We start from the raw sequence: 21,739 nt of genomic DNA, 5'->3' as shown, positions 1-21,739 counted from the left end.
TTTAATTAACAATATTCTGTTATTTCAAAACTGAAAGGTGATTACGTGCAGTTATTGAGCAGCAGCCTGAAAGAAGGCGTTCGACACGGAAACCCCTCGCTCCCAATTGTAGTATACTATCCCACTCTGGATACTCAGTGCACACAGCTTGCGGCACATTGGCATGAAGAAATGGAAATTAGCCTTGTTCAAAAAGGAGAAGGCATCTATTCAATTGATGCTGTAAAATACCATGTCAAGCAAGGCGATATTTTAATTATCCCTCCTCGCTCTTTACACTCTGGGCATTCTATTTCTGGACATGATAGCCAAAATACTACGGTACTTTTTAATACATCTGTTTTAGCCTCGTCTTCCAAGGATATTTGCAATAGCCAATATATCCTGCCCCTTCAAGAATGTCAGCTGCCGATCACAAATCATATTTTAGCGGACACTGAAGAAGCGGCTGGGATTTCGGAAATCATACAAAGGATTTCTGATAATATGGTCAAGCAAGACAAGGCTTTTTCATTAAAGGTTAAATCATTGTTGTTTGAATTACTTTATAAAATTATTCTAGTTTCCCCAAAAGAGAAAATCACCTTAACTACTAATATTGCTATCGAAAAAATCAAATTGGCATTAGAATATATCCAAGCAAATTATATGAAAAAAATATATATTAAAGATTTAGCTCTGCTCACCAGTTACAGTGAATCTTATTTTTCAAAAATATTTAAACAGGCGACCCAGTGTTCTTGTATTGATTATATCAATCAATATCGTATTATAATGGCGCAAAATCAGCTCTTAGAAACCACGAAACCAATAACAGAAATAGCGTTGGATGTTGGATTCGAGAACATATCTTATTTCTGTAAAGAATTTTTACATATGAACCATATGACAGCACGTCAATATCGGGATTTATATAAGAATTGATCCTGTGTCAGAAGTATAGAAATTTTTAGCATTTTCATAGATAGATTGACGAATCTTCACAAAAAAGAGGGCTTTGAAACCATCAAAGTACATTGGGTCGGAATTTGGAACTCGAAAATAAGACATCCAAGTTTCGGCCTCTTTTTCTATACCAAGAATCCGGTATTCAAGTCAACTTTTTAGGATTGTCTCTCTTGCAAGAATGAGACATCCCAAAAATAAAAAATCATGTTATAAAAATGAAAAAGACCTATTCTGAACCTGAAATCCTTATTTCAGAGGATATCTATTTCGTAACAGTCACACAAAGTGTTAAGAATCGCCTTGAAACGGGCGGTTCTTTTCTTTTATCCCCGAAATTATTTTAAAAAACTATCCATATATTCAAAACAGAAAGCCCCCGAATGATTCTAGGGGCTTTTTTGATATTATATTTTATAAAAAGGTTTGGAACAACTCACATCAATGTATAATTTTTAAATCTCCCCTGTATAATGAAATTATAAGCAAGGGAGAGATTCCATGTTCTTCATCACTATTAATATATTAATATTAATAGAATGATACTAATAAATTCTATTGATTATGAACTTATTGAAATATTCCAAATTTTGGAATATTCTGTAGAAGTAGGGGTGAAGATATATGAAGAAAAAAAGTAAAATTATTATAGATGAATTTGACGATAATAAGAAGATTCTTGGAAACTTGGTCCGTCTGCACCGTGAAACCAATGAAATGACTATGGAGCAACTGGCACGTCAGTCTCAGCTAAGTAGTTCATATATATGGCAGATCGAAAAGGGGAGAAAGAATATTACCCATTATACTTTATGGTGCGTAGCGCAGGCCTTGGACATTCCAAGCGGGCAATTATTATATGGGTTTACAGAATTACCTGCCCCTCAAGATGTGTGCCCTTTAAAGCATCTCTTAAGTCAATGCAGCAACTGCCAGAAAAAAGATTTCCAAGACTGCTGTTTCTCGACAGGTTCTGAATACGCGGAACTTATCATTACTTACATAAATTCTATATTGAAAAAGAAAATGTAAAAAAGCCCCCGGAATGATCCGAGGGCTTTCGTATACAAAAAGACGGTCTGCCGATGTAATAATCGGCAGACCGTTGTTACGCTTATATAGTCAGCGGGAATAAAATTTTCAGGAAGGCACGTTCAGCGTAGCTTGTACTGTTAAAGCTAAAATAGCGCCGGCATCCATAGCCGTCGTACAATTCAAAATCATTCGGCGAAGCCTGTACGGTATATCCCAAACCCTGCATAGCCGCATGCAGCGAAAGCTCCCATTCAATCCTGTTCCCTACAGCACCTTGGGAGATAGCGCCATACAGCCATTCAAACTCTGTATGGTCAAAGCCGTCTTTTAAAAAGTCCGTCCAAAGAGTGATCTTTTGCTGAAGATCAAGCGCCTGCAAAAGATCTTCAAATCTTATATCCTCAAGTATACTTCCATAGCAAAAACAACTGTTTTGTGTTGGGAGCGCAAGATTTTCTTCCAAAAGGAATGAACTATATTTCCAATCCAAAGCCGCCACTCCGTTTTTCCAATTTGCAGATGCAAGCAACGCCTGTAAAATTTCTGACTGCTTTGGAGAAGTACATTGAATCCTCAGACAAAGCGACTGTATGACATCAGATGGATGGCCTGAAAGTGTTTTTTGAACTGCATAAATCCGATGTTTTTCTTCTTCCAGCGTCAGCCATACTGTTTCTTGTGAAAAATCCGCCGTACCGAAGAGATCGATTTTCCATCTGGTATAAAGTAAGGTAAGATACCCTCCAAACATTTGCCAAAAATCCTCTTCTGCAAATACAATATCATCATACCGTACATAAACTGTATCGGTTTGGGGATGCCCGCGGCGATATATGAAAGGTTCGGCCTGAATCCATTCACTGATCTCATACAAGAATGCAAAAAGATTCTGTGCCGTTACTGCTGTTTCACCGTTTGGAGATGAAATTTCAAGCTGCTTCGCTTTTTGAAATATGTGCATCTCCATCATAGTAAACAACCTCCTCTAAATTATAAAATCCCCATGCTTTGCGCAATTTCAATGTTTACTTCCAGTACATTGACTCTATCTTCACCAAAAATGCCCCAAACCTTTCCCTGCGTATGGTTTTCCACGATCTGACGCACTTCGTCCTCGCTCAGACCAGAAGCTTTTGCAATTCTAGGGACCTGTACTTCAGCGGATTCCGGGGTGATATGAGGATCCAAACCGGATCCAGACGCAGTTAATAAATCCGTGGGGATATCTTCCCGTTTTACATCAGGATTCTTCTCTAAAAATGCTTCAATGTCTGCTTCCACACGTTCAGTCAGCGCAGGATTGGATGGCGCATAGTTATTGGAGCCAGAACCAATTCCAGGGAACTCCGTTCCATCGTTATAATATTGATTTCCGTTTTCATCTTCGGTATAGACATTATAATGGTAAGCGGAAGGACGGCTCCACATATAGTAATCTTCGGTAAATTCCTGTCCTACATGTTTTGCACCAACTGTTTGGCCGTTTACGGTAATAAGGCTTCCGCCCGCTTGATCTGGAAAAATCAAAGCGGACAATCCAGTTAATAAGCAGGGAAATAAGAGCCCACAAATTAACATTAACACAACTGTGACTAACACTGCCTGACGCGTACCGTGCAGCAAATGTTTCACTGATTCTTTCATAGTACAAGCATCCTTTCTTAAAACCCAAGTCCCAGTCCCATCAAAGACAGAAGAGGCGCAATTATCATATCTATGATTTTAATTCCGATAAAGGGAGTGATCACGCCGCCCAATCCATAGATAAGCATATTTCTTGCGAGAAGCTTTCCAGAAGACATAGGGCGGTATTTTACACCTTTCATAGCCAACGGGATCAGGCAGGGGATGATAATGGCGTTAAAGATCAGCGCGGACAAAATAGCACTGTACGGTGTTGTCAGATTCATGATATTCAAAATTTTCAGCTGTGGAATAGCCATCATGAACATGGCAGGAATGATCGCAAAATATTTCGCAATATCATTGGCAATGGAAAACGTAGTAAGGCTTCCGCGTGTAATGAGCAGCTGCTTCCCGATTTCTACAACCTCCAAAATCTTTGTAGGATCGGAATCCAGATCTACCATGTTGGCAGCTTCTTTTGCAGCTGTTGTCCCACTGTTCATCGCCAATCCAACATTTGCTTGGGCCAGCGCCGGGGCATCGTTTGTACCGTCCCCAGTCATGGCCACAATTTTCCCCTCAGACTGCTCTTTCTTGATCACGTCTATTTTGTCTTCCGGCTTGCATTCTGCAATGAACCCGTCTACACCTGCTTCTTTGGCAATAGTAGCTGCTGTTAACGGGTTATCGCCGGTACACATGATCGTTTTGATCCCAATAGCACGAAGCCGTTCAAACCGCTCTACCATGCCGGGTTTTACGGTATCTTTTAGATAAATCACACCTAAGATCCGGTCATCCTCGCAAACAGTCAGCGGGGTACCGCCTAAGCTGGAAATTTTTTCGACCTGTTCATGAAGATCTTCGGGGATCATGCCGCCAAGTGATCTCACATACTGTTCAATAGCTTCTGCGGCGCCCTTACGGATCTTTGTCCCATCGGGAAGATCAACACCGCTCATCCGGGTTTGGGCAGTAAATTCAATAAACTCTGAACCTGAAATGTCTTTGCTATTATCTCCCAAACGACGAGCAAGTTCCAGCGTGGATTTTCCTTCAGGGGTCTCATCATGCAGGCTGGTCAAAGCCGCACAGCGGATCAGATCGCTGCGGTTTGCGCCGCCTACCGGGAAGAAATCAGCCGCGAGTCGATTTCCGTATGTAATCGTACCAGTTTTGTCAAGGATCATTGTATCCACATCGCCGCAGGCTTCCACAGCCTTACCGGACGTGGCAATGACATTGAAACGGGTGACGCGGTCCATACCGGCAATACCAATAGCAGAAAGCAGTCCGCCAATCGTGGTAGGAATCAAACAAACAGCCAGTGCGATCAATGTAGAAGTCTGCAGCTGTACGCCGGAATAAATTCCGATAGGATATAAGGTGACGATCACGATCAGGAAAATGATGGTCAAAGACACCAGCAAAGTGCTCAGCGCAATTTCATTCGGGGTCTTTTTACGAGAAGCGCCCTCAACCAATGCGATCATACGATCCAGAAAGCTATTGCCGGCATCTGAAGTAATTTGAATCTTCAACCAGTCGGATACGATCGTAGTACCGCCCGTTACTGAGCAGAAATCCCCGCCGGATTCACGTACTACCGGAGCAGATTCACCAGTAATAGCAGACTCATCTACAGAAGCGATCCCTTCAATAACTTCGCCGTCACCGGGGATAATTTCGCCAGCGGAGACCATAACGATATCTCCCTTTTTCAGCTCGCTGGACAGAACGATCTTTTCTGTACCGTCCTCCATAAGCAGGCGGGCTTTGGTATCCTTCTGCGTTTTTTTCAGGCTTGCCGCCTGCGCCTTGCCGCGGCCTTCTGCAACAGATTCGGCAAAGTTCGCAAATAAAACTGTAATAAACAAAACTATGCAGACAATGATATTGTAAAGTCTCAAATTGGTCCCTTGGCTGACATCTCCGAACAGTCCCGGGAAAAAGGAAAGGATCAGGGTAATAAAACAGCCAATCTCCACCACAAACATGACAGGATTTTTCATCATGTAGACGGGATTTAGTTTGGTAAAGGAACCGATAATTGCCTGACGAAATATTTCAGGCGTAATCAGCTTCTGATTTTTTTTGCTCATATATGTTCCTCCTTATGCCCAAAGGGTTAAATGTTCCGCGATGGGGCCAAGCGCAAGTACCGGGAAAAATGTCAGCGCTGCAAAGATATAAACAACAAACACCAGAATCACCGCAAAGCTGAAACTATCAGTATGCAGAGTGCCGGCAGATTCATTCACAAAACGCTTTTTCATTAAAGAACCTGCGATCGCCAGCTGAATTACAATGGAAAGATAACGCCCGAAGAACATAGCAAGTCCTGCAGTGATATTCCAGAATAAAGTGTTATCCGCAAGTCCTTCAAATCCGGAACCATTGTTTGCAGCAGAAGAAGCGTACTCATAAAGCACCTGAGAAAGCCCATGGAAATCTGGGTTTGTGATCCCTGCTAATCCAGCCTGCGTTCCAACCGCCAAAGCAGAGAACGCCAAGATCAATAGCGGATGAATGATGATACAAAGGGCGGTCAGCTTCATTTCCCGGCCTTCGATTTTTTTACCCAGATATTCTGGGGTACGGCCTATCATCAAGCCGCAGATAAATACCGCTAAAATTGCATACATGATCATGTTCATAAGGCCTACGCCCTTGCCGCCGAACACAACGTTCAGCATCATATGCAGTAAGGGGATCATACCGCCCAATGGGGTCAAGGTATCATGCATGTTATTTACGGTACCGGTGGTAAAGGAGGTTGTGGTGGTTGTGAACATTGCAGACTGCGCAATGCCAAAGCGCACTTCCTTTCCTTCCATGCTCCCCATGGATTGACTTAATCCGACATCAGCAAGTGCGGGATTGCCTTGGCTTTCGGACCAGAAGCAAACACTCAGGCCGATGACAAAGATGATCCCCATTGCCGCAAAGATACTACGGCCCTCACGGCCGTACATCCAAACGGTAAAGCTTCTGCGTACTTTCCCCATCCCTGCAAGTTCGGATTCTGCTTCACCGCCGTTTTTCGCTGCTGCGATCTCGCGTTTACGGTCTCTGACCATTTTACCAAAGGTAATTACGCACGCTCCTGGCAGCAGCATCATGGAATAAAGCTCTATCAAATTTGAAATAATGGTTGGGTTTTCAATTGGAGTACTGGAGTTCGCGCCTAAAAATCCACCGCCGTTTGTTCCAAGGTGTTTGATGATTTCCAGCGCTGCAACAGGACCCATCGCAATGACTTGTTTTACGCCTTCGATGGTGTCCACAACAACATTTCCCGAAAAATTCTGCGGAACGCCCTGCCAAACCAGCAGCAATCCGCCGATAATAGAAAATGGGAGCAATACACGCGTTGTAATGCGAACAAGGTCAGCGAAAAAGTTCCCGACATTATCTTTGGTTTTCCCGGCCAATCCACGGATGAACGCAACGCAAGCCGCATATCCGCTGGCAGCGGAAACGAACATCATAAACGTAATGACTAACATTTGGGATAAATAGGATAACCCAGATTCGCCGGAGTAATGCTGGAGGTTCGTATTCGTCATAAAACTGATGATCGTATTAAACGAAAGGGATTCCTCCATATTTCCGATCCCGTTGGGATTAAAAAGGGCAATACTTTGGATCCGCAGAATTATGTATCCCAAGAGGATCATAACGGCATTGGTCCCAAGCAGCGCCAATGCGTATTTTTTCCAGTTCATCCCGTTTTGCGGCTTAATACCGCTGATCTTGTAAATGACGCCGTCTACACGGTCAAATACCGGATCCGCAAATGTATGTTTTCCGGCTGCGATATGGTAAACATAAATACCTACCGGAATTACCATTATCAGATACAGGATAATGGTTACTATAATTTGTAGCATGATAAATTCCTCCTGCTGGTTTTAAAATTTTTCCGGGTGTACCAATGCATAAACCAGATACGCACCCAGCAGTAAAACAATAATTCCAAGAACAACCATGTTCTTTCCTCCTTATTCATTTCGATCTACTTGCTTCTGGCACCAGCTGATCAGCAAAAAAACAAGCCCAACACAGCCTGCCAGAATTGCTATCATGATAAAATCCATCATAACGATACCCTCCTCTTCGGTTTTACATGAAATATTGTAGCAGGTTTACCGTGAATTTGGTCTTAGCGTTTTTTATATCAGATAAAGATTGCATTAAGAAAGCGCCGGACTCCAATGCGTTCGGCGCTTTCAGCCTTTAAGGGCAGTCACTTATTTAAGATTCGCAGTGCCATCTCATAGATCCCCCGCCGATATAAAACAAGGAGGACTTGTATTTCCGGATGTCTTTCTTCAAATTTTTGTATTGCCTGCCCGGCAATGCCAATAGATTCAGCACGGGGCATATGGCAGACGCCGGAAAAAATCAACGGGACCGCAATGCTTTTGCATCCGATCAGCCAGCCTTTCTGCAAAGCATTCAGATAACACTGTTCCATTAACATTCTTTCCCTTTTTTTCCCGCCATACCATCCTGCGCCTGCTACATGAATGATATATTTCGCTGAAAGCCCGCACGAGGAGGTCGCCACCGCGTGCCCGATCCTGCAATGTCCGATCCTTTTACAAAGCATTTTAAGTAATTCACCGTCTGCCGCCGCGTAAATAGCGCTGCTTATTCCCGGCTGTGGCATCAAATCAGCAGAAGCGGCGTTGACAATGGCATCCGCCTTTATTTTTGTAATATCGCCAAGTATTATTTTCATATAAAGTTCTCCCATAAGGTCACATTAGAAAACCACACGCCAAATAGCCTGTCGCTGCAAATCCCGCGGCACACATTGCATACGGAAGCTGTGAAAGCGCATGATCCATATTGTTCATTTTACAGCAGCTAGAAGTTAACACTGTTGCGTCAGAATAAAAACAGGCATGGCTTCCCAATGTGGCTCCCGAAACGATCGCGCCCATGATCAACAAAGGGTTTGCTCCAATGGAAAAGGCCAGCGGAATAATGATGGGGCTAACGATCGCGGGGATCCCCCATGCGCTGCCCGTACCAAAGTTAAGCACAGCAACAAGCAAAAACGTAATGACAGGCAGCAACGGCGCGCTAATAAGCGGCTGTACGGCATGAACGACATAATCTGCGATTCCAATATCACTCATCCCCTCCTGCATCAAAAACACAAAAAAGATAATGGCAACGGTTGGGATCATATTACAGAAACCGTGCATGGCTAAATCGCAAAAATGAGAAATTGTCATCTTTTTGCGAGGAATATACAAAAGGAAACAAACCGCTATTGATGCGATCAAAGCTAAAAACAATTCGCCAAGGATAATAGTCAGCGCGATCAATACGCCTATTGGGAATATGAAATCCCAAACATTCCCCTTTATGTTAATATCCTCCGCTTCTTCTTCGTCTAAGTTCAGATCTTTGCTCTCGGAGGAATATACTTTTCCAGTGTCCTTTACCCGCTCATATGCTTTGCGCATTTTTCCCCATTTAGGAAACATTCCAAACCCAAACAACGGAACAATAAGCACAGCTGCTATGGCGTAAAAGATAAAAGGAATGATATGATAAAAAGTATCGATCGCACTGCCATAGCCTAATTCTGGGATCCCTGCCTCCGCATAGAATAAACCCGCAAAGAATACCGCCCATGTAGAAAAAGGAAGAAGGGCACAGACCGGCGCCCCTGTAGAATCAATAACATAGGAAAGGGCTTCGCGGGGAACCTTATGTTTATCGGTCAGCTTTCTCATACACGTGCTCAAGGTCATGATATTCAGATAATCATCCACGAAAATCAGAACACCCATGATCCATGTTACAAGCATTGTCGACTTTTGTCCCCGGCAGAGTCTTCCAAGCAGTTTTGAAAAACCAAGCGTTCCATGAGATGCTCCCAGCAGGGCGATCAGGCTGCCGAACAAAGCGCACACTAGTATCACCCACTGATGGTCTCGATTCGTCGCTACCCGGAAGAACGCCTCCATCCATCCTGATGCAAAATCAAACCCATCAACGATGATATAAGTGATAAATGTTCCAATGATAAGTGACTCCAAAATCCTTTTGGTAATAAGAGACAACCCAATAACGACCATGATCGGAAACAATGTTAAAATACCATATTCCATATGATTTCCTCAGTTCTATGAAAATCTGCCCCTATTATATCTCTAATAGAATTAGAGGGAGATAAAGCTCTGCTTACAGGCATTAAAATTCCATTAGCAGAATGGTGGTCCCTATTTCCGGCGGCTCTCAACTGCTTTGCATCATAAAAATAACACTGCTCACCTATAAAAAGGTGAGCAGTGTTATTTAGAGGGATCTATAGATTTCTTTCTCTTATTGGCGTATCATGCGATACCCCACGCCAATGTGGGTCTGGATATACTTGGGCATAGAAGGATTTTGTTCGATTTTTTTTCGCAGAGTCGCCATAAATACCCGCAAGGATGGCGTGTCAGACGCGGCGGCATTTCCCCATACCTCTTTTAAAATATAATTGTGTGTCAAGACCTTCCCGGTATTTTTGGCAAGAACACAAAGCAACTTGTATTCAATGGGAGTTAAATGAATTTCCTTTTCATTCATATAAGCACAGCCAGCGGCAAAGTCAATGGTTAAGTCACCATTATGGTAGACACTGGCCTGCGCCTGGGAAACAGTTTCATCCGTCCTGCTTCTGCGCAACGCGGCACGGAGACGGGCCAAAAGCTCATCAATGCTGAAAGGCTTGGTCAAATAGTCGTCTGCCCCGGCATCCAAGGCTTCTACTTTATCCTGATCCTCGCTTCTTGCGCTTACCACAATAATGGGCACATTGCTCCAGCCCCGGACTTTTTGGATAATTTCCACTCCATCCATATCCGGAAGTCCCAAATCCAAAATAATTACATCCGCATTGTAGGAAACTGCATCCAAAAGTGCACCCGTCCCGTTTTTCGCAGTATGATACTGGTAATTCTGTGTATCCAGCGTTGTCCGTATTAGGTTTGTGATCGCAGGGTCATCCTCTATCACAAGAATTTTAGGTTTATACATGATCAAAATTCACTTCCTCTAAAGGTAATGTAAAGGAGAATACCGCGCCATGCGGCTGATTATCACTGACTGAAATTTCCCCTCCATGAGCGTCTACAATGGATTTGCATAAGCTTAAGCCCAGTCCCAGCCCACGACGGCTGTCTGCTTTGCCAATATCCGCTGTGTAAAACATATCAAATAGATGCAACTTGGCTTCATCTGAAATACCCGGTCCGTCGTCCGCAATGCGGATCTGCACCATATTGTTCTGCTTTTGGGCTGATAAACAGATACAGGAGCCCTCCGGCGTGTATTTAATGGCGTTATTTATAATATTGATCATGACCTGAACGATCAAACGCACATCCATTTTTGCCATCAAAAGATCATCGGCAAGCTCTACCGATATTTTATGCTCCGAGGCCTTCCGATCCACATGAGAGATCGCCTCTCGAAACACATCGTCGATCAGCTCTGCATTCATCCGGAGGTGCATCGTTCCATTTTCGATTCTTGTAATGGACAGAAGATTCTCTGTCAGGTTTACAAGCCACATAGAATCGTCATAGATAGAACTGTATATCTCCTGTTTTTTGCTTTCATCTAATAAAATACTTTTTTCCATTAAGACCCCGGCATTCCCGCTGATACTGGTCAACGGCGTGCGAAGGTCATGGGAGATCGCCCGCAGCAGATTAGAACGAAGACGCTCTCGCTGTGTTTCCATTTCAATTTCCTGCTTTTCAGCCCGAAGCCTTCGGCGTTCCAAGATCAATCCGCATTCATTTAAAAGGGCGATCAGCAAATTTTTCTCAAACACATCCAACGGCGGATAATATTTTGCCGGAATCCCTATTACCCCCATAACTTCCTGATTTCCTCTGACAGACAGGTATAAATTCTGCGCATGAGAGAGCGTATTGGTGGTTGCTCCTGCGTGCTTATTGTTTTTTACCACCCAGTCCGCAACACCTATTTCCTCCGCATTCATCGTCCCGATCAATTTATTCGTTTCTGTATAGGGACAAACCTGAAACTCCAAATCTTTTCCTTTCATTGCTAAAGAATATAAAATAGGTCGGTCCAGAAGCGCCCTTACCTGTTCTGCCGCAAGAGCGATAATTTCCTGCTCGTCACGTCCCTGCTGCATTTTCTGGCTGCTGTTCATCAAAAGTTCCATATAATAAGCTCTTTGGGCAGATTGGCGCGCCTGTTTTTTTACACGGGTAGCCAACGTGCTGGAAATAATACTTGCGGCCAGCATGATCAGAAACGTAACCGGATAATCGGGATCTGTAGCCTCTAATGTAAACCTTGGAGCCGTGAAAAAGAAATTAAATGAGATAACACTGAGCAGTGAGGCCAGCGCCCCATACAAATGGCCGTGTGTCCAGATCGCAGTGAGTAAGACCCCCAAAATATATACAGTAATAATATTTGCTTCCCGAAAGCCGGCCATATAGAATCCAAAACTGATAACAGTTACCGATAGAGTGATCAGCAGTACCTTCAAAAGATCAGTCCATCTAAATTTCTGATCTTCTTTTCGCAGCAAATTAAATTTTTTCTTGTAAAAGGGCTGGGCATCCGGAATGATATAAATATCAATATCACCGGCCAATTTAGTCAGCTTATCCGCTAGTGTCTTGCTCCTTAAAAATATTGTGGATTTATGATTCGTCCTCCCCAAAACAATTTTAGTAATACCGCTTACCTTAGCATATTCAGCAATTTGTACAGCCGGGTCATCTCCGTAAACAGTTGCAATTTGAGCGCCTAGTTGTTCTGCCAGACGAAGATTATCCCTTAACCGTTTTAAGCTGTCGCCTTTCAGCTCCTTGGTTTCGGGTGTTTCAACAAATAAGGCTGTAAACCCGCTGTGAAAGGCCTCTGCCATGCGGGCGGCAGTCCGGACGACCTTAGCATTGGACGGAGAACTTGAAAGGCAAATCAAAATATGCTCCCCTGCTTTAGCCGCAGTTTCATTTCCGCTTTTCTGAGCGTTCCGGCTTAATCTGTCTGCAGTACGGCGTAAGGCAATTTCACGAAGCGCAGCTAAATTATCCTTTGTAAAAAAATGATCGAGCGCTCGGGAAGCCTGGTTTTCGCGATATACCTTTCCCGATTGCAAACGTGCAATCAAGTCATCCGGCTCTATATCCACCAGTTCGACCTGATCTGCAGAGTCAAATACAGAATCGGGAATTCGTTCACTGACAGCGATTTTGGTAATAGAGGCCACTAAGTTATTGAGAGATTCCAAATGCTGAACATTAACCGTTGTATAAACGTCGATCCCTGCCCGCAGAAGCTCTTCCACATCCTGATACCGCTTGGCATGCCGGCAGCCCGCCGCATTGCTGTGGGCCAATTCATCCACAAGTATTATTTGCGGATGGCGCTTAAGCGCAGCGTCCAAATCAAATTCTTTTAGCTTGATCCCTTTATAATCAATCTCTTTATTCGGAAGTTTTTCTAATCCTTCAAGCAGCGCAAGGGTATCTGGCCTGATATGTCGTTCAACATACCCAACTACAATATCGATCCCTTGTTTTTTTGCCTGATGCGCAGCTTCAAGCATTGCATAGGTTTTGCCAACGCCTGCCGCATAGCCAAAGAAGATTTTCAAGTTCCCTTGTTTTTGACGATTTTCCTGTGCATAGTAAGCAGTTTCCCTATTTTCCAATGTTGTATCACCCAATCTTTTTACTCTTTTTTATTATACCATATTCTATCTTTTTATGATGTAAAGAAGGTATCCGTTACATTAAGATTGTATTAAGAATATAGATCTTAACCTCTTGTTAATGGCGCTTAATATCCTCTAACACCATCTTTTCATGATCTATGCTATACTGCGAAACAGAAAAAGTTGATAAAGAGGTAATTGAAATGATAACCAAACAGTTACACAGTATACATCACTGCAGCAAAAGCAGTTTTTTTGATAACCGGCTGATTTTTCCATCAAAAAGTAAGCAGGTAAAATTTGAGGAAAAGCTGGAAACCTATTTCATCAACCATCCGCTTGCATTTTGGATCGCTGCTATTATTGGCTTCCCGATCGGAATGCTACTAGCTGTTGGGCTTGTGGCCGCAGTACTTGGGCTGATATTTTTAGGGGTCTCTTCTTTCATGTGACCCCAAGATCCTCCCCTGCGATACGATTAGATCTCATGATAGTATCACCAAGCGCATTCGCTGATAAACGAATGCGCTTTTATTTTTATTATTTTCAGGTCTACAGTCCATTTTTTGTATCCTGTGGAAAAAACAAAGTCACAGTTCATATTTAACAGACAGTACAGGCCATTGCTTACAGTACAAAAACTATTCCTGCAATTAGAGCATATATGCCTGCAAAAACAGGCGGCATCGGGGATTTCGATCCTGATGCCGCCTGTTTTCATATCACAGCTTGAAGATAGCTGTTAAATACAGCCAAACTTATCCGCAATTTCTAAAATATAGTAGGAGGTTTCAATCAGCCTGCCAATACAGGGTAGCCATTTTGACAGGCAGGCCTTTACATTCCCCATATTTTTTGCTTCTACTGCCTTTTCCGCTTCCAAAGCAAATTGTTTGACAGACGCATCAGAACTGCTGCTTAAAGCATGAAGCTCTTGCTCAAGCTTGTTCCAATCAAGCTGCTTCCCACTGTCCGCAGCGTTATGAACGATCTTATTTTCGGCATAGCCGCCTGTGCTGATAATTCCATCATTTTGCTGTACATTTATATACATCTTTGCCTCCTGGTCAGCTCCTGTTTACAGTGTTCTTGGTATGGTCTCCCAAGCTGACTACCCCTTCGTTTGTTTCCACTTCAATATGATTGTCCACCATATTGAATGTCACTGTTTCCCGCAAAACATCGGATTTATTGATCTGGTCGCGCAAGGATCTCAAAGCATCTCTCCCCATATCGTCAACAGCGGTAAAAACAACAGAATTTCCGGAATTCAGTTCAATAAATAGGCCGTGTGTATCCGGAAAAGGTTCCTTTTGCGGGGGCTCTTGTTTATATGCCGTGTTCTTTCTGGAAAAGATCACAGCGAAAATCAAAAAAATACACGCTGCCACGATCAAGCTAGTGCCAGTAAATTGAGGAAACGAAATGATCTTTTGATAAGGGATAACAACTGCTGCCAGCAAGCAGACGACCGCAAGAACAATACATCCGATCACACGATTCCTTTTTTTCTGCTTTTCATTATCTTCATGCCACTTTTTATGGTATTCGTACCGGCTCAATGCCTCGTTATATTGATGCTTTTTCTCATTATAAAATTTTGTGATGTACATTCTGGAGATATTTGAAATTTTGATAATATCGTCATGGTAACGAACACAATTTTTTTCAATGTAAATCCTATCATCCTGCATATCAAAAAAGCCCCCGATCCTGCAAACGGAAAAATTTTCCTGATTTATCTAAATTATAGTATAATCAGACAAAATATTCAACTATTACAGTTTTTATCAAACTCTGTGATCAGGCGGTGTCTTTTCTGTCAGCCCAAGGTCATTTTTACAAAATTGTTTTTTCTCCCATTTCAAATAACAGGTCGTCCAATTCTTGGATGGAAAGCTCCTTTTTCAGACCGAAAAGGATGATACTGTCTCGCTTCAGCCTTGGGTAAAGCTCGCTGACCCCGCCGATACGCAGCAGGCGCTGTGCGTCCTCCAGGCAAAGCGGAAACCCGAAAACCAGTGCGATCAGCTTATCCCGCGACGGCTTTTTGGTCCCGGCAAAGATCTGATAGGCATAGATCTGATTTAGCCCAGAACGGGATACCACCTCGTTTTTCATGGCCTGATATTGAACTAAAAGCTGATTCAGATATGCCTCCAGCGAAAAATCCAGCAGTTCATCCTTGTTTGCCGTCCAATAGCCCTCCAGCGTTTCTTCGGTATTGAGTATCTTCATCAATTCGTCTGTCCGTTTATTCATATCATATCCTCCTGCAAAAAGACACTTGCTATTGAAAAGTCTACCATGATATACTATCCTATACAAAGTTTTTTTGCAAGGGGGACTTTTCCTTTGAATTGGAGTGAACGGTACCAAATCCTTTCTCCTCTTAATGAGAGCTTTAAAGGTGCCCTGTTTCTGGCGCAAAACCAGCAGACGCTTCAAACCGTTGTGTGCCGGGTTTTGTACCATACAACAGCGGAATATTATCAAACGCTTCAGCATCTTTCCAGTCCTCATGTGCCGCAAATTTTTGAGGTAATACAGGATCAAGAGGATACGATCATTATCGAAGAATACATCCATGGCGAAACTCTGGCCAGCTATTTGGAAAGAGGCGGTATATTTTCCCTGCAGGATACTGTTTCTGTCCTGTTGCAGCTTTGTGAAGCACTAGAAGCGATCCATTCCTGCGGGATCATCCACCGCGACATTAAACCCGCCAACATCCTGTTAAATAACGGCCGTGTCGTACTGATCGACTTTGACGCCGCCAGGCAGTACCAGCAAAACAGGCAGAAAGACACCGTTTATATGGGAACAGAAGGATATGCCGCACCGGAACAATACGGATTTTCCCAAACCGACAGCCGTTCCGACATCTATTCTTTAGGAGTGGTCCTCAGGGAATTATGCGGCGATGACCCCCAGCATCCCCTAGCGCCAATTATTTTTCGGTGCACGGCCTTTGATCCGGCAAACCGTTATGGAGCCGCCCGGGAAATCATAAGCGATTTAGAACGCGCCGGCCTGATCGTTCTAAAATCCGCCCCGGCTGCGCAGCGGCAATCTGTCCCTGCACAGACTCCAAATAATCCCTCCTCGGCCCAGCCCAAGGGTTGGAAAACAGTTCTTAAAATTGTACTGGGTACATTTTTTGCCTTAGAAACAGTTATATTGCTGATCCGTTACCCCCATGAGATCACCGCCCTGGATTATCTCCTTTCCAAACTGGTCTATCTCCAGCTTGTGATCTTTCCTGCAATTATCCTCTTTAACCTGCTGCACATCTGGAAATGGCTTCCTTTGCTCCGTTCCTCTAACAAGTCGCTGCAGGTTCTGGGTGTTTTTCTGTATTCCCTCCTCTTCCTCGTTATGATTATCCTATTAAATATTTTAGCATACACGTTTTATTCTCCGGAAGCTTTGGAAATTCTGCAAGCCAGCACTGTTTAATCAAAAAATATCAAATTAAGCTGACAGCATAATACAAAATCGGTGGTGCATGTTATAATAGCAATAACCGCTTGAAGAAAGAATATATTTCGGCGGAGCTATTATGAGAGGAAGGTTTGTTTAGATATGGAACAAGTAAAAACAAAAAAACCGATTTATAAAAAATGGTGGTTTTGGCTCATCATCATTGTAGCCATCGGAGTAATTGGCGCTGCCGCCGGGGCAAGCGGTGGAGACGATAAAGGAACTGACTCTTCCAAGGCGTCTGTTTCCAGTACTGCTTCGGAAGAAAACACCCCAGAGGAAGAAAAACCAATCGAGGTTAAAGCTGCCGACCTGATCTCCGCCTACGATGAAAATGAGGTATCCGCAGACAGTACATACAAAGATAAAACCTTAACCATCACTGGAAGCATTTCCAGTATCGGTGTAGACGTTGCCGACCGCGCTTATATCATGCTGAATGATGAAAATGACGAATATGCTATTTTAGGTGTACAGTGCTATTTTGAAGACGATCAAAAAGATTCCCTTGCCAAATTAAAAGAAGGGAATACCGTTACTGTTACTGGAACCTGTGAAGGAGAGGTCGTCAGTGTATCGGTTAAAAAATGCCAGATCGTTGGATAAATCGTTTGTTAAGAGCAATGCCGTATTTTTGTATGGCATTGCTTTTTGTTTCTATTGCACCATAGACACAAAAAGCAATGATTTTAAAGTATAAGCCTCCTAAAATCATACAAACTATGTAAAGAAAGGAGTGTGTTAAAATGTTTAAACATGAAAAACAGTTGTTCCACCCTGTTGAGATCGAACAGCCAAACCCTCAGTATGCGGCATTGCTTCAGGAGCAGTTAGGCGGTGCAAACGGAGAATTAAAGGCAGCGCTGCAATATATGTCGCAAAGTTTCCGAATCAAGGATCCGGAGATCAAGGATCTGTTTTTAGATATTGCAGCAGAAGAATTAAGCCATTTGGAAATGGTTTCTCAAACTATCAATCTGTTAAATGGACATGATGTTGATGCCGCTCAGGTCCCTGCCGGGGAGATCCAGTCCCATGTATTACTAGGGTTAAACCCAGGGCTGATCAATGCTTCCGGATATTCCTGGACCGGAGACTATGTAACCGTAACTGGTGATCTATGTGCAGATCTGCTATCCAACATCGCTTCCGAACAAAGAGCCAAAGTGGTTTACGAGTATTTGTACCGTCAGATCAGTGACAAAAAGGTACGGGAAACCATCGACTTTTTATTAAACAGGGAAGAAGCTCATAACGCCATGTTCCGGGAAGCATTTAATAAGGTTCAAGATACGGGTTCAAACCGGGATTTTGGAACCACAAAAGCAGCAAAAATGTATTTTAGTATGTCCAATCCTTCTCCGCAGTCCGATCTTCAAAATGTTAAATCCAAGCCCGTTTCCTTTCAATAATATTCGCAGATAAAAGGATTCCCCTGATTTTTCAGGGGAATCCTTTTATCTGGATTTAATTTGAATCTGGATCCTGTCGATCGCCGTTCCATCTGCATTCCCGGCATAACCATCCATACCGTCTTTTTGGCTGGTATCCTCCTGCCAGTCAAAATATTCTTTGCCCAATTCAGACACCCGGTAAAACGCTTGTTGGTGGGGACGGATGCTATCCGGCGTGTAAAAATAAACCTGAACTGCATCCACAGGATTACCTTCACCGTTTCCAGCATAGCCTTTATAAAAATCTTTTATATCATATCCGGTGATCCAGTTTAACCAGCGGCCTTTGGTATGAACACGGTATTTTACCGACCCTTTGCTTACCTTGACCGCAAGATCAGTGATTGCCTGCCCCTTATTTCCTGCATAGCTTTTCAGGTCTGTCACCTCTGGCAGCCACTTTCCGTTTGCACGGACCCGGTAAGTGACAGTCACCTTTGCTTTTTCATCCTCTTTTTGAAAGCCGTTGAATCCGCCTTTTTTGATAATAGCAGGATAATCAACATAGCTCCAGTTCATGTCAATATTCCCAACAGCACCCTCGATCGTTCCTTTTGAGGTGTATTGCCACATCTGGATCTCCCCGTCTAAAGTTACTTCATTGTTATATTGCGCCAGCCAGATCTGATATTTTTTGGCCAGGGTCTTATAATCCAGATAATTGACAAACCAGTTTTTATTGCTGTATACCCCTACATAATATCCTTTTTTCTCCAACTCATCGCAGAAAGCTTCGCACAGGTCGGTTAGCAGAGCCTTTCCCAAATCTGTCTGGGAAGGATCTTCTATATCAAAAAAGACCGGGTATTCAAACTGCTTTCCCTCGAGCACCTTCGCGCAAACTTCAGCCTCCTGTTTTGCCTGCTCGACAGTCTTTGCATAGGAATACCAGTAAGCACCCACCGCTACCCCCGCTGATTTTGCATTTTTATAATGTGTTTCAAACATCTCATCCTTTTGTTTTTCATACCTGCCAAAGCCGGCGCGCAGCATTGCGAAAATAACGCCATCCTTTTTTGCCTTTTGAAAATCCACATTTTTTTGAAATGTAGATACATCTATCCCCTTGATCTTTGTGCTCATAACGTGTTCCTTTCATAAATGATAAAATTTAGAGCAGATGAACTTTCGTCCAGCCTGTTCTATTTTATGATATGTTATCTCACGCCATTTTGCTGACAAGGGCATTTTTCTCCTGTTTTATTCTATATATCTGTTCCAGCAGCATGGCAAGCCCACGGCTGCAGCTCCCAAATATCCTACGAATACGATCGCCATGGCTCTTTTTCCTTCCCTCCCGATGCTCCTTTCCAATTTTTGTGTTCATACTATCACATAAAAAGAAGAAAAGCAATTTAAAATAATAAGAAGCTATCGAAATGATTCGATAGCTTCTTATTATTTTAATATCTTAGCAGCGCCGTCTTCTACAACAGAAAAATTGTGCTTTGGAACCCGTTGTTCCTCTGGCGGGAGCTGCATATAGTCACTATAAATTCGGGATAATAGTACCTCTGCCTGCGCAGGGACTGGCAGTAAGCGGCCTTCAAACTCTACAAGCCTTGGTTCGCCATAAACTTCAGCCTGTACCAACTGCCGTTCAGCCGGATATAAGCTTCCGAAATTCACCAAGTAATCACAGCTTTCATCTTCCGCATGGGTCTTCATCAAGTTTGTAATCTGCTTTTGCAAGCGCCGAGTAGAAACAAAATACCCCAGCCCCTTAGCAATATGCCATTTTAATCTTCTCTGCGGTTTAGAATAGCCCAGCTTGTTCCACAAAATGCGCCGCAGCCGGGCGATCTTCCAATCTAGCCTTGACACATAAGCTAAATCTCCCGGCACTTGATCCAAAGGAAAAATATCAATGCTTGGGCCATTATGTAACCCCAGTTTTCCTACTTTATAGGATACAAACCGGGTCTGTCTAACCATCTGCACCTTTGCAGCGATTGTCCAGTGATTGGGATTCGTTTCAAAGCAGTCCAAGTCGTACCCATCGGGCAGCCCCTGTTTCTGAACAAGTGCAATAAAACGTTCATATTCAGTACGCGGCATCAGCAAGTCAATATCATCATCCCATGGAATAAAGCCGTGATGCCGGATCGCTCCCAACAGGCTTCCCTCTCCCAGATAATACGTGATCTGGTTTTCGTTGCAAAACTGATCTACAGCCAATAAAATTTCTAGAGCGTATTCCTGAAGCTCACGAATCTCGCTCATCCTTGAAAGTCCTCCAAATAACGTTTTCCAGCTTCAGCCCTCGCCTTTACCTGTTCATCAGGTAGCTTTTTGAAAACTCGCTGGTAAATGCCTTTGATCTTGTCTTCCGTCAGATGGATCGGGAAATTCTTTAAACGCACCGGATTGACAGAACAAACCAGCTTGTCCATTTCTTCCGGAGTAACTGTTTTTTCTTCTAAAGCGCTTTCCGAGGACAGGTACACAGTCGGAAGCATCCCCATAAAGCAAAGCAGATCCAGCAACACTTCCGGCGCCGTCCTGCCATCTGGAACCCGAAAATAGCAGTGAAGCTCTTGCGCCGCCTCGGCTAAGTATGTCTCCCCGCGCGGGTCGATGCATTCCTCCAAATGATTTAACAGATATTCCCAAACCGGTACTAAGCAGACCGCCACAGCATGACCGTGCGGCATCCGGTACAGGGAGGTGACTTTGTAGCTCATTGCATGCGCCGCGGTCGTCTGGGTGATATTGATCGCGCGCCCTGCCAAATTTGCTCCCAAGGCGATCGGCTCGGCCGCTTGCGGGTCATTTTCCAGATACCGCTTCAGGTTCTTTAAGATCAAGGAGATCGCTTCTTTTGAAAACTGTTTGCTGGTATCATTGGAATTGACTGACCAGTAAGATTCTACAGCCTGTCCTAACGCATCTAAGACTGTCGCTTTTTTCTGGTACAGGGGAAGTGTTACCAAAAATTCTGGTTCCAGGATCACATGGTCCGGGATACAGTCCACACTGTTGATCGACTGTTTTTCCCCTTCGTAATAAATGACCGCAAACCGGGTAGATTCGCTGCCCGTTCCAGCCGTAGTAGGAATACATAAATGGGGTACTGCAACGCCTTTTAATTCCTGTTTCAGGTAGTTTTCGCCGGAGTCCAGCACAGCATACAAATTGATGCACTTTGCTACGTCAATAGAACTGCCGCCCCCAATGGACAAAATGCAGTCACAGTGCTCCCGCCTTAAAACATCGACGCCTTCTGCCACCGATTCATAAAGCGGGTTGGGCTGAAAATCATCAAATAATACATACGGGACTCCCAAATCCAGCCTTTTTTCTGTAAAAAAGCTTTGGAAAGGATCGGTACACACGACCAAGACCTTGGTCGTCCCCATTTCTTTCAGCATATCAGAAAGCGTTTTAATCGCTCCGGCGCCATATACGATCACCTGATTATCATGGTGAATTGTCTGCATATAAATTCCCCCTAACACGTTCATTTTCAGAAAAAGGA

21 protein-coding genes are annotated in these 21,739 nt (G+C 43.5%); 6 read left to right on the top strand and 15 right to left on the bottom strand.

Annotation, left to right across the window (positions count from 1 at the left end; all coding sequences use genetic code 11):
• Positions 1 to 45 precede the first annotated feature (45 nt).
• Both CIB36_RS03925 and CIB36_RS03920 read left to right on the top strand, forming a co-directional pair.
• Positions 46 to 924, top strand: coding sequence for an AraC family transcriptional regulator (locus CIB36_RS03925; protein WP_093988291.1), 879 nt, complete (start codon positions 46 to 48; stop codon positions 922 to 924).
• A 645-nt stretch (positions 925 to 1,569) separates the two neighbouring features.
• On the top strand, positions 1,570 to 1,977 hold the full coding sequence (locus CIB36_RS03920) for a helix-turn-helix domain-containing protein (protein ID WP_093988290.1): 408 nt from the start codon (positions 1,570 to 1,572) through the stop codon (positions 1,975 to 1,977).
• An 82-nt stretch (positions 1,978 to 2,059) separates the two neighbouring features.
• On the opposite strand, the gene CIB36_RS03915 is transcribed toward CIB36_RS03920, so the two are convergent.
• The 9 genes from CIB36_RS03915 to CIB36_RS03875 form a co-directional block, all read right to left on the bottom strand.
• Entirely contained in the window at positions 2,060 to 2,950 is an 891-nt protein-coding gene (locus CIB36_RS03915) for a hypothetical protein (protein WP_093988289.1), read from the bottom strand.
• A 20-nt stretch (positions 2,951 to 2,970) separates the two neighbouring features.
• Positions 2,971 to 3,624: a potassium-transporting ATPase subunit KdpC gene (gene kdpC, locus CIB36_RS03910; protein WP_093988288.1), complete on the bottom strand. Its 654-nt coding sequence runs from the start codon at positions 3,622 to 3,624 to the stop codon at positions 2,971 to 2,973.
• A gap of 17 nt (positions 3,625 to 3,641) precedes the next feature.
• Entirely contained in the window at positions 3,642 to 5,708 is a 2,067-nt protein-coding gene (gene kdpB / locus CIB36_RS03905; protein WP_093988287.1) for a potassium-transporting ATPase subunit KdpB, read from the bottom strand.
• A gap of 12 nt (positions 5,709 to 5,720) precedes the next feature.
• The gene (locus tag CIB36_RS03900; RefSeq protein ID WP_093988286.1) at positions 5,721 to 7,499 is read right to left on the bottom strand and encodes a potassium-transporting ATPase subunit KdpA; all 1,779 of its coding nucleotides are present in this window, start codon (positions 7,497 to 7,499) and stop codon (positions 5,721 to 5,723) included.
• A 21-nt stretch (positions 7,500 to 7,520) separates the two neighbouring features.
• On the bottom strand, positions 7,521 to 7,598 hold the full coding sequence (kdpF, locus tag CIB36_RS13715) for a K(+)-transporting ATPase subunit F (protein ID WP_093988975.1): 78 nt from the start codon (positions 7,596 to 7,598) through the stop codon (positions 7,521 to 7,523).
• A 257-nt stretch (positions 7,599 to 7,855) separates the two neighbouring features.
• Positions 7,856 to 8,353 (bottom strand): macro domain-containing protein, encoded by a 498-nt coding sequence (locus tag CIB36_RS03890; protein ID WP_093988974.1) that lies wholly within the window; start codon positions 8,351 to 8,353, stop codon positions 7,856 to 7,858.
• Positions 8,354 to 8,372: 19 nt separating this feature from the next.
• The gene (locus CIB36_RS03885; protein WP_093988285.1) at positions 8,373 to 9,740 is read right to left on the bottom strand and encodes a Na+/H+ antiporter NhaC family protein; all 1,368 of its coding nucleotides are present in this window, start codon (positions 9,738 to 9,740) and stop codon (positions 8,373 to 8,375) included.
• Positions 9,741 to 9,954: 214 nt separating this feature from the next.
• Positions 9,955 to 10,653 (bottom strand): response regulator, encoded by a 699-nt coding sequence (locus tag CIB36_RS03880; protein ID WP_093988284.1) that lies wholly within the window; start codon positions 10,651 to 10,653, stop codon positions 9,955 to 9,957.
• Positions 10,646 to 13,336: a sensor histidine kinase gene (locus tag CIB36_RS03875; RefSeq protein ID WP_229408177.1), complete on the bottom strand. Its 2,691-nt coding sequence runs from the start codon at positions 13,334 to 13,336 to the stop codon at positions 10,646 to 10,648. The genes CIB36_RS03880 and CIB36_RS03875 overlap by 8 nt, the downstream gene beginning before the upstream one ends.
• Before the next feature lie 191 nt (positions 13,337 to 13,527).
• Between CIB36_RS03875 and CIB36_RS03870 the strand changes: the two genes are divergently transcribed.
• A complete protein-coding gene (locus CIB36_RS03870) occupies positions 13,528 to 13,776 on the top strand; it encodes a hypothetical protein (RefSeq protein WP_093988283.1) in 249 nt (82 codons plus the stop codon).
• Positions 13,777 to 14,066: 290 nt separating this feature from the next.
• On the opposite strand, the gene CIB36_RS03865 is transcribed toward CIB36_RS03870, so the two are convergent.
• The 3 genes from CIB36_RS03865 to CIB36_RS03855 form a co-directional block, all read right to left on the bottom strand.
• On the bottom strand, positions 14,067 to 14,378 hold the full coding sequence (locus CIB36_RS03865) for a hypothetical protein (RefSeq protein WP_093988282.1): 312 nt from the start codon (positions 14,376 to 14,378) through the stop codon (positions 14,067 to 14,069).
• Between the two features lie 13 nt (positions 14,379 to 14,391).
• Positions 14,392 to 15,018 (bottom strand): hypothetical protein, encoded by a 627-nt coding sequence (locus CIB36_RS03860; protein ID WP_093988281.1) that lies wholly within the window; start codon positions 15,016 to 15,018, stop codon positions 14,392 to 14,394.
• A gap of 145 nt (positions 15,019 to 15,163) precedes the next feature.
• Positions 15,164 to 15,586, bottom strand: a complete 423-nt coding sequence (locus tag CIB36_RS03855; RefSeq protein WP_093988280.1) for a hypothetical protein — start codon at positions 15,584 to 15,586, stop codon at positions 15,164 to 15,166.
• Positions 15,587 to 15,679: 93 nt separating this feature from the next.
• Here CIB36_RS03855 and CIB36_RS03850 point away from each other — a divergent pair, with 93 nt between their 5' ends.
• From CIB36_RS03850 to CIB36_RS03840, 3 genes are all read left to right on the top strand, one after another.
• Positions 15,680 to 16,783 (top strand): serine/threonine-protein kinase, encoded by a 1,104-nt coding sequence (locus tag CIB36_RS03850; RefSeq protein WP_158662573.1) that lies wholly within the window; start codon positions 15,680 to 15,682, stop codon positions 16,781 to 16,783.
• A gap of 126 nt (positions 16,784 to 16,909) precedes the next feature.
• Positions 16,910 to 17,413: an OB-fold protein gene (locus CIB36_RS03845; protein WP_093988278.1), complete on the top strand. Its 504-nt coding sequence runs from the start codon at positions 16,910 to 16,912 to the stop codon at positions 17,411 to 17,413.
• A gap of 140 nt (positions 17,414 to 17,553) precedes the next feature.
• Positions 17,554 to 18,219 (top strand): manganese catalase family protein, encoded by a 666-nt coding sequence (locus CIB36_RS03840; RefSeq protein ID WP_093988277.1) that lies wholly within the window; start codon positions 17,554 to 17,556, stop codon positions 18,217 to 18,219.
• A 45-nt stretch (positions 18,220 to 18,264) separates the two neighbouring features.
• On the opposite strand, the gene CIB36_RS03835 is transcribed toward CIB36_RS03840, so the two are convergent.
• The 3 genes from CIB36_RS03835 to CIB36_RS03825 form a co-directional block, all read right to left on the bottom strand.
• Positions 18,265 to 19,344 (bottom strand): glycoside hydrolase family 25 protein, encoded by a 1,080-nt coding sequence (locus CIB36_RS03835; RefSeq protein ID WP_093988276.1) that lies wholly within the window; start codon positions 19,342 to 19,344, stop codon positions 18,265 to 18,267.
• A gap of 315 nt (positions 19,345 to 19,659) precedes the next feature.
• Positions 19,660 to 20,484: a LicD family protein gene (locus CIB36_RS03830; RefSeq protein WP_093988275.1), complete on the bottom strand. Its 825-nt coding sequence runs from the start codon at positions 20,482 to 20,484 to the stop codon at positions 19,660 to 19,662.
• A complete protein-coding gene (locus CIB36_RS03825) occupies positions 20,481 to 21,701 on the bottom strand; it encodes a phosphonoacetaldehyde reductase (RefSeq protein WP_158662572.1) in 1,221 nt (406 codons plus the stop codon). Before CIB36_RS03825 ends, CIB36_RS03830 begins: the two co-directional genes overlap by 4 nt.
• Between the last annotated feature and the right edge of the window lie 38 nt (positions 21,702 to 21,739).

Origin of the sequence: Massiliimalia timonensis (genome assembly GCF_900186585.1) — a bacterium.
Lineage (GTDB): Bacteria > Bacillota > Clostridia > Oscillospirales > Ruminococcaceae > Massiliimalia > Massiliimalia timonensis.
The sequence above is the reverse complement of the archived record's forward strand: the minus strand, read 5'-3'. Positions and strand labels throughout refer to the sequence as shown.

Bases quoted from the DNA above. Each gene is read 5' to 3' on its own strand.
- CIB36_RS03920 (WP_093988290.1), top strand. From the start codon at position 1,570: ATGAAGAAAAAAAGTAAAATTATTATAGATGAATTTGACGATAATAAG.
- CIB36_RS03915 (WP_093988289.1), bottom strand. From the start codon at position 2,950: ATGATGGAGATGCACATATTTCAAAAAGCGAAGCAGCTTGAAATTTCA.
- kdpC (WP_093988288.1), bottom strand. From the start codon at position 3,624: ATGAAAGAATCAGTGAAACATTTGCTGCACGGTACGCGTCAGGCAGTG.
- kdpB (WP_093988287.1), bottom strand. From the start codon at position 5,708: ATGAGCAAAAAAAATCAGAAGCTGATTACGCCTGAAATATTTCGTCAG.
- CIB36_RS03900 (WP_093988286.1), bottom strand. From the start codon at position 7,499: ATGCTACAAATTATAGTAACCATTATCCTGTATCTGATAATGGTAATT.
- kdpF (WP_093988975.1), bottom strand. From the start codon at position 7,598: ATGGTTGTTCTTGGAATTATTGTTTTACTGCTGGGTGCGTATCTGGTT.
- CIB36_RS03890 (WP_093988974.1), bottom strand. From the start codon at position 8,353: ATGAAAATAATACTTGGCGATATTACAAAAATAAAGGCGGATGCCATT.
- CIB36_RS03885 (WP_093988285.1), bottom strand. From the start codon at position 9,740: ATGGAATATGGTATTTTAACATTGTTTCCGATCATGGTCGTTATTGGG.
- CIB36_RS03880 (WP_093988284.1), bottom strand. From the start codon at position 10,653: ATGTATAAACCTAAAATTCTTGTGATAGAGGATGACCCTGCGATCACA.
- CIB36_RS03870 (WP_093988283.1), top strand. From the start codon at position 13,528: ATGATAACCAAACAGTTACACAGTATACATCACTGCAGCAAAAGCAGT.
- CIB36_RS03865 (WP_093988282.1), bottom strand. From the start codon at position 14,378: ATGTATATAAATGTACAGCAAAATGATGGAATTATCAGCACAGGCGGC.
- CIB36_RS03860 (WP_093988281.1), bottom strand. From the start codon at position 15,018: ATGCAGGATGATAGGATTTACATTGAAAAAAATTGTGTTCGTTACCAT.
- CIB36_RS03855 (WP_093988280.1), bottom strand. From the start codon at position 15,586: ATGAATAAACGGACAGACGAATTGATGAAGATACTCAATACCGAAGAA.
- CIB36_RS03845 (WP_093988278.1), top strand. From the start codon at position 16,910: ATGGAACAAGTAAAAACAAAAAAACCGATTTATAAAAAATGGTGGTTT.
- CIB36_RS03840 (WP_093988277.1), top strand. From the start codon at position 17,554: ATGTTTAAACATGAAAAACAGTTGTTCCACCCTGTTGAGATCGAACAG.
- CIB36_RS03835 (WP_093988276.1), bottom strand. From the start codon at position 19,344: ATGAGCACAAAGATCAAGGGGATAGATGTATCTACATTTCAAAAAAAT.
- CIB36_RS03830 (WP_093988275.1), bottom strand. From the start codon at position 20,484: ATGAGCGAGATTCGTGAGCTTCAGGAATACGCTCTAGAAATTTTATTG.
- CIB36_RS03825 (WP_158662572.1), bottom strand. From the start codon at position 21,701: ATGCAGACAATTCACCATGATAATCAGGTGATCGTATATGGCGCCGGA.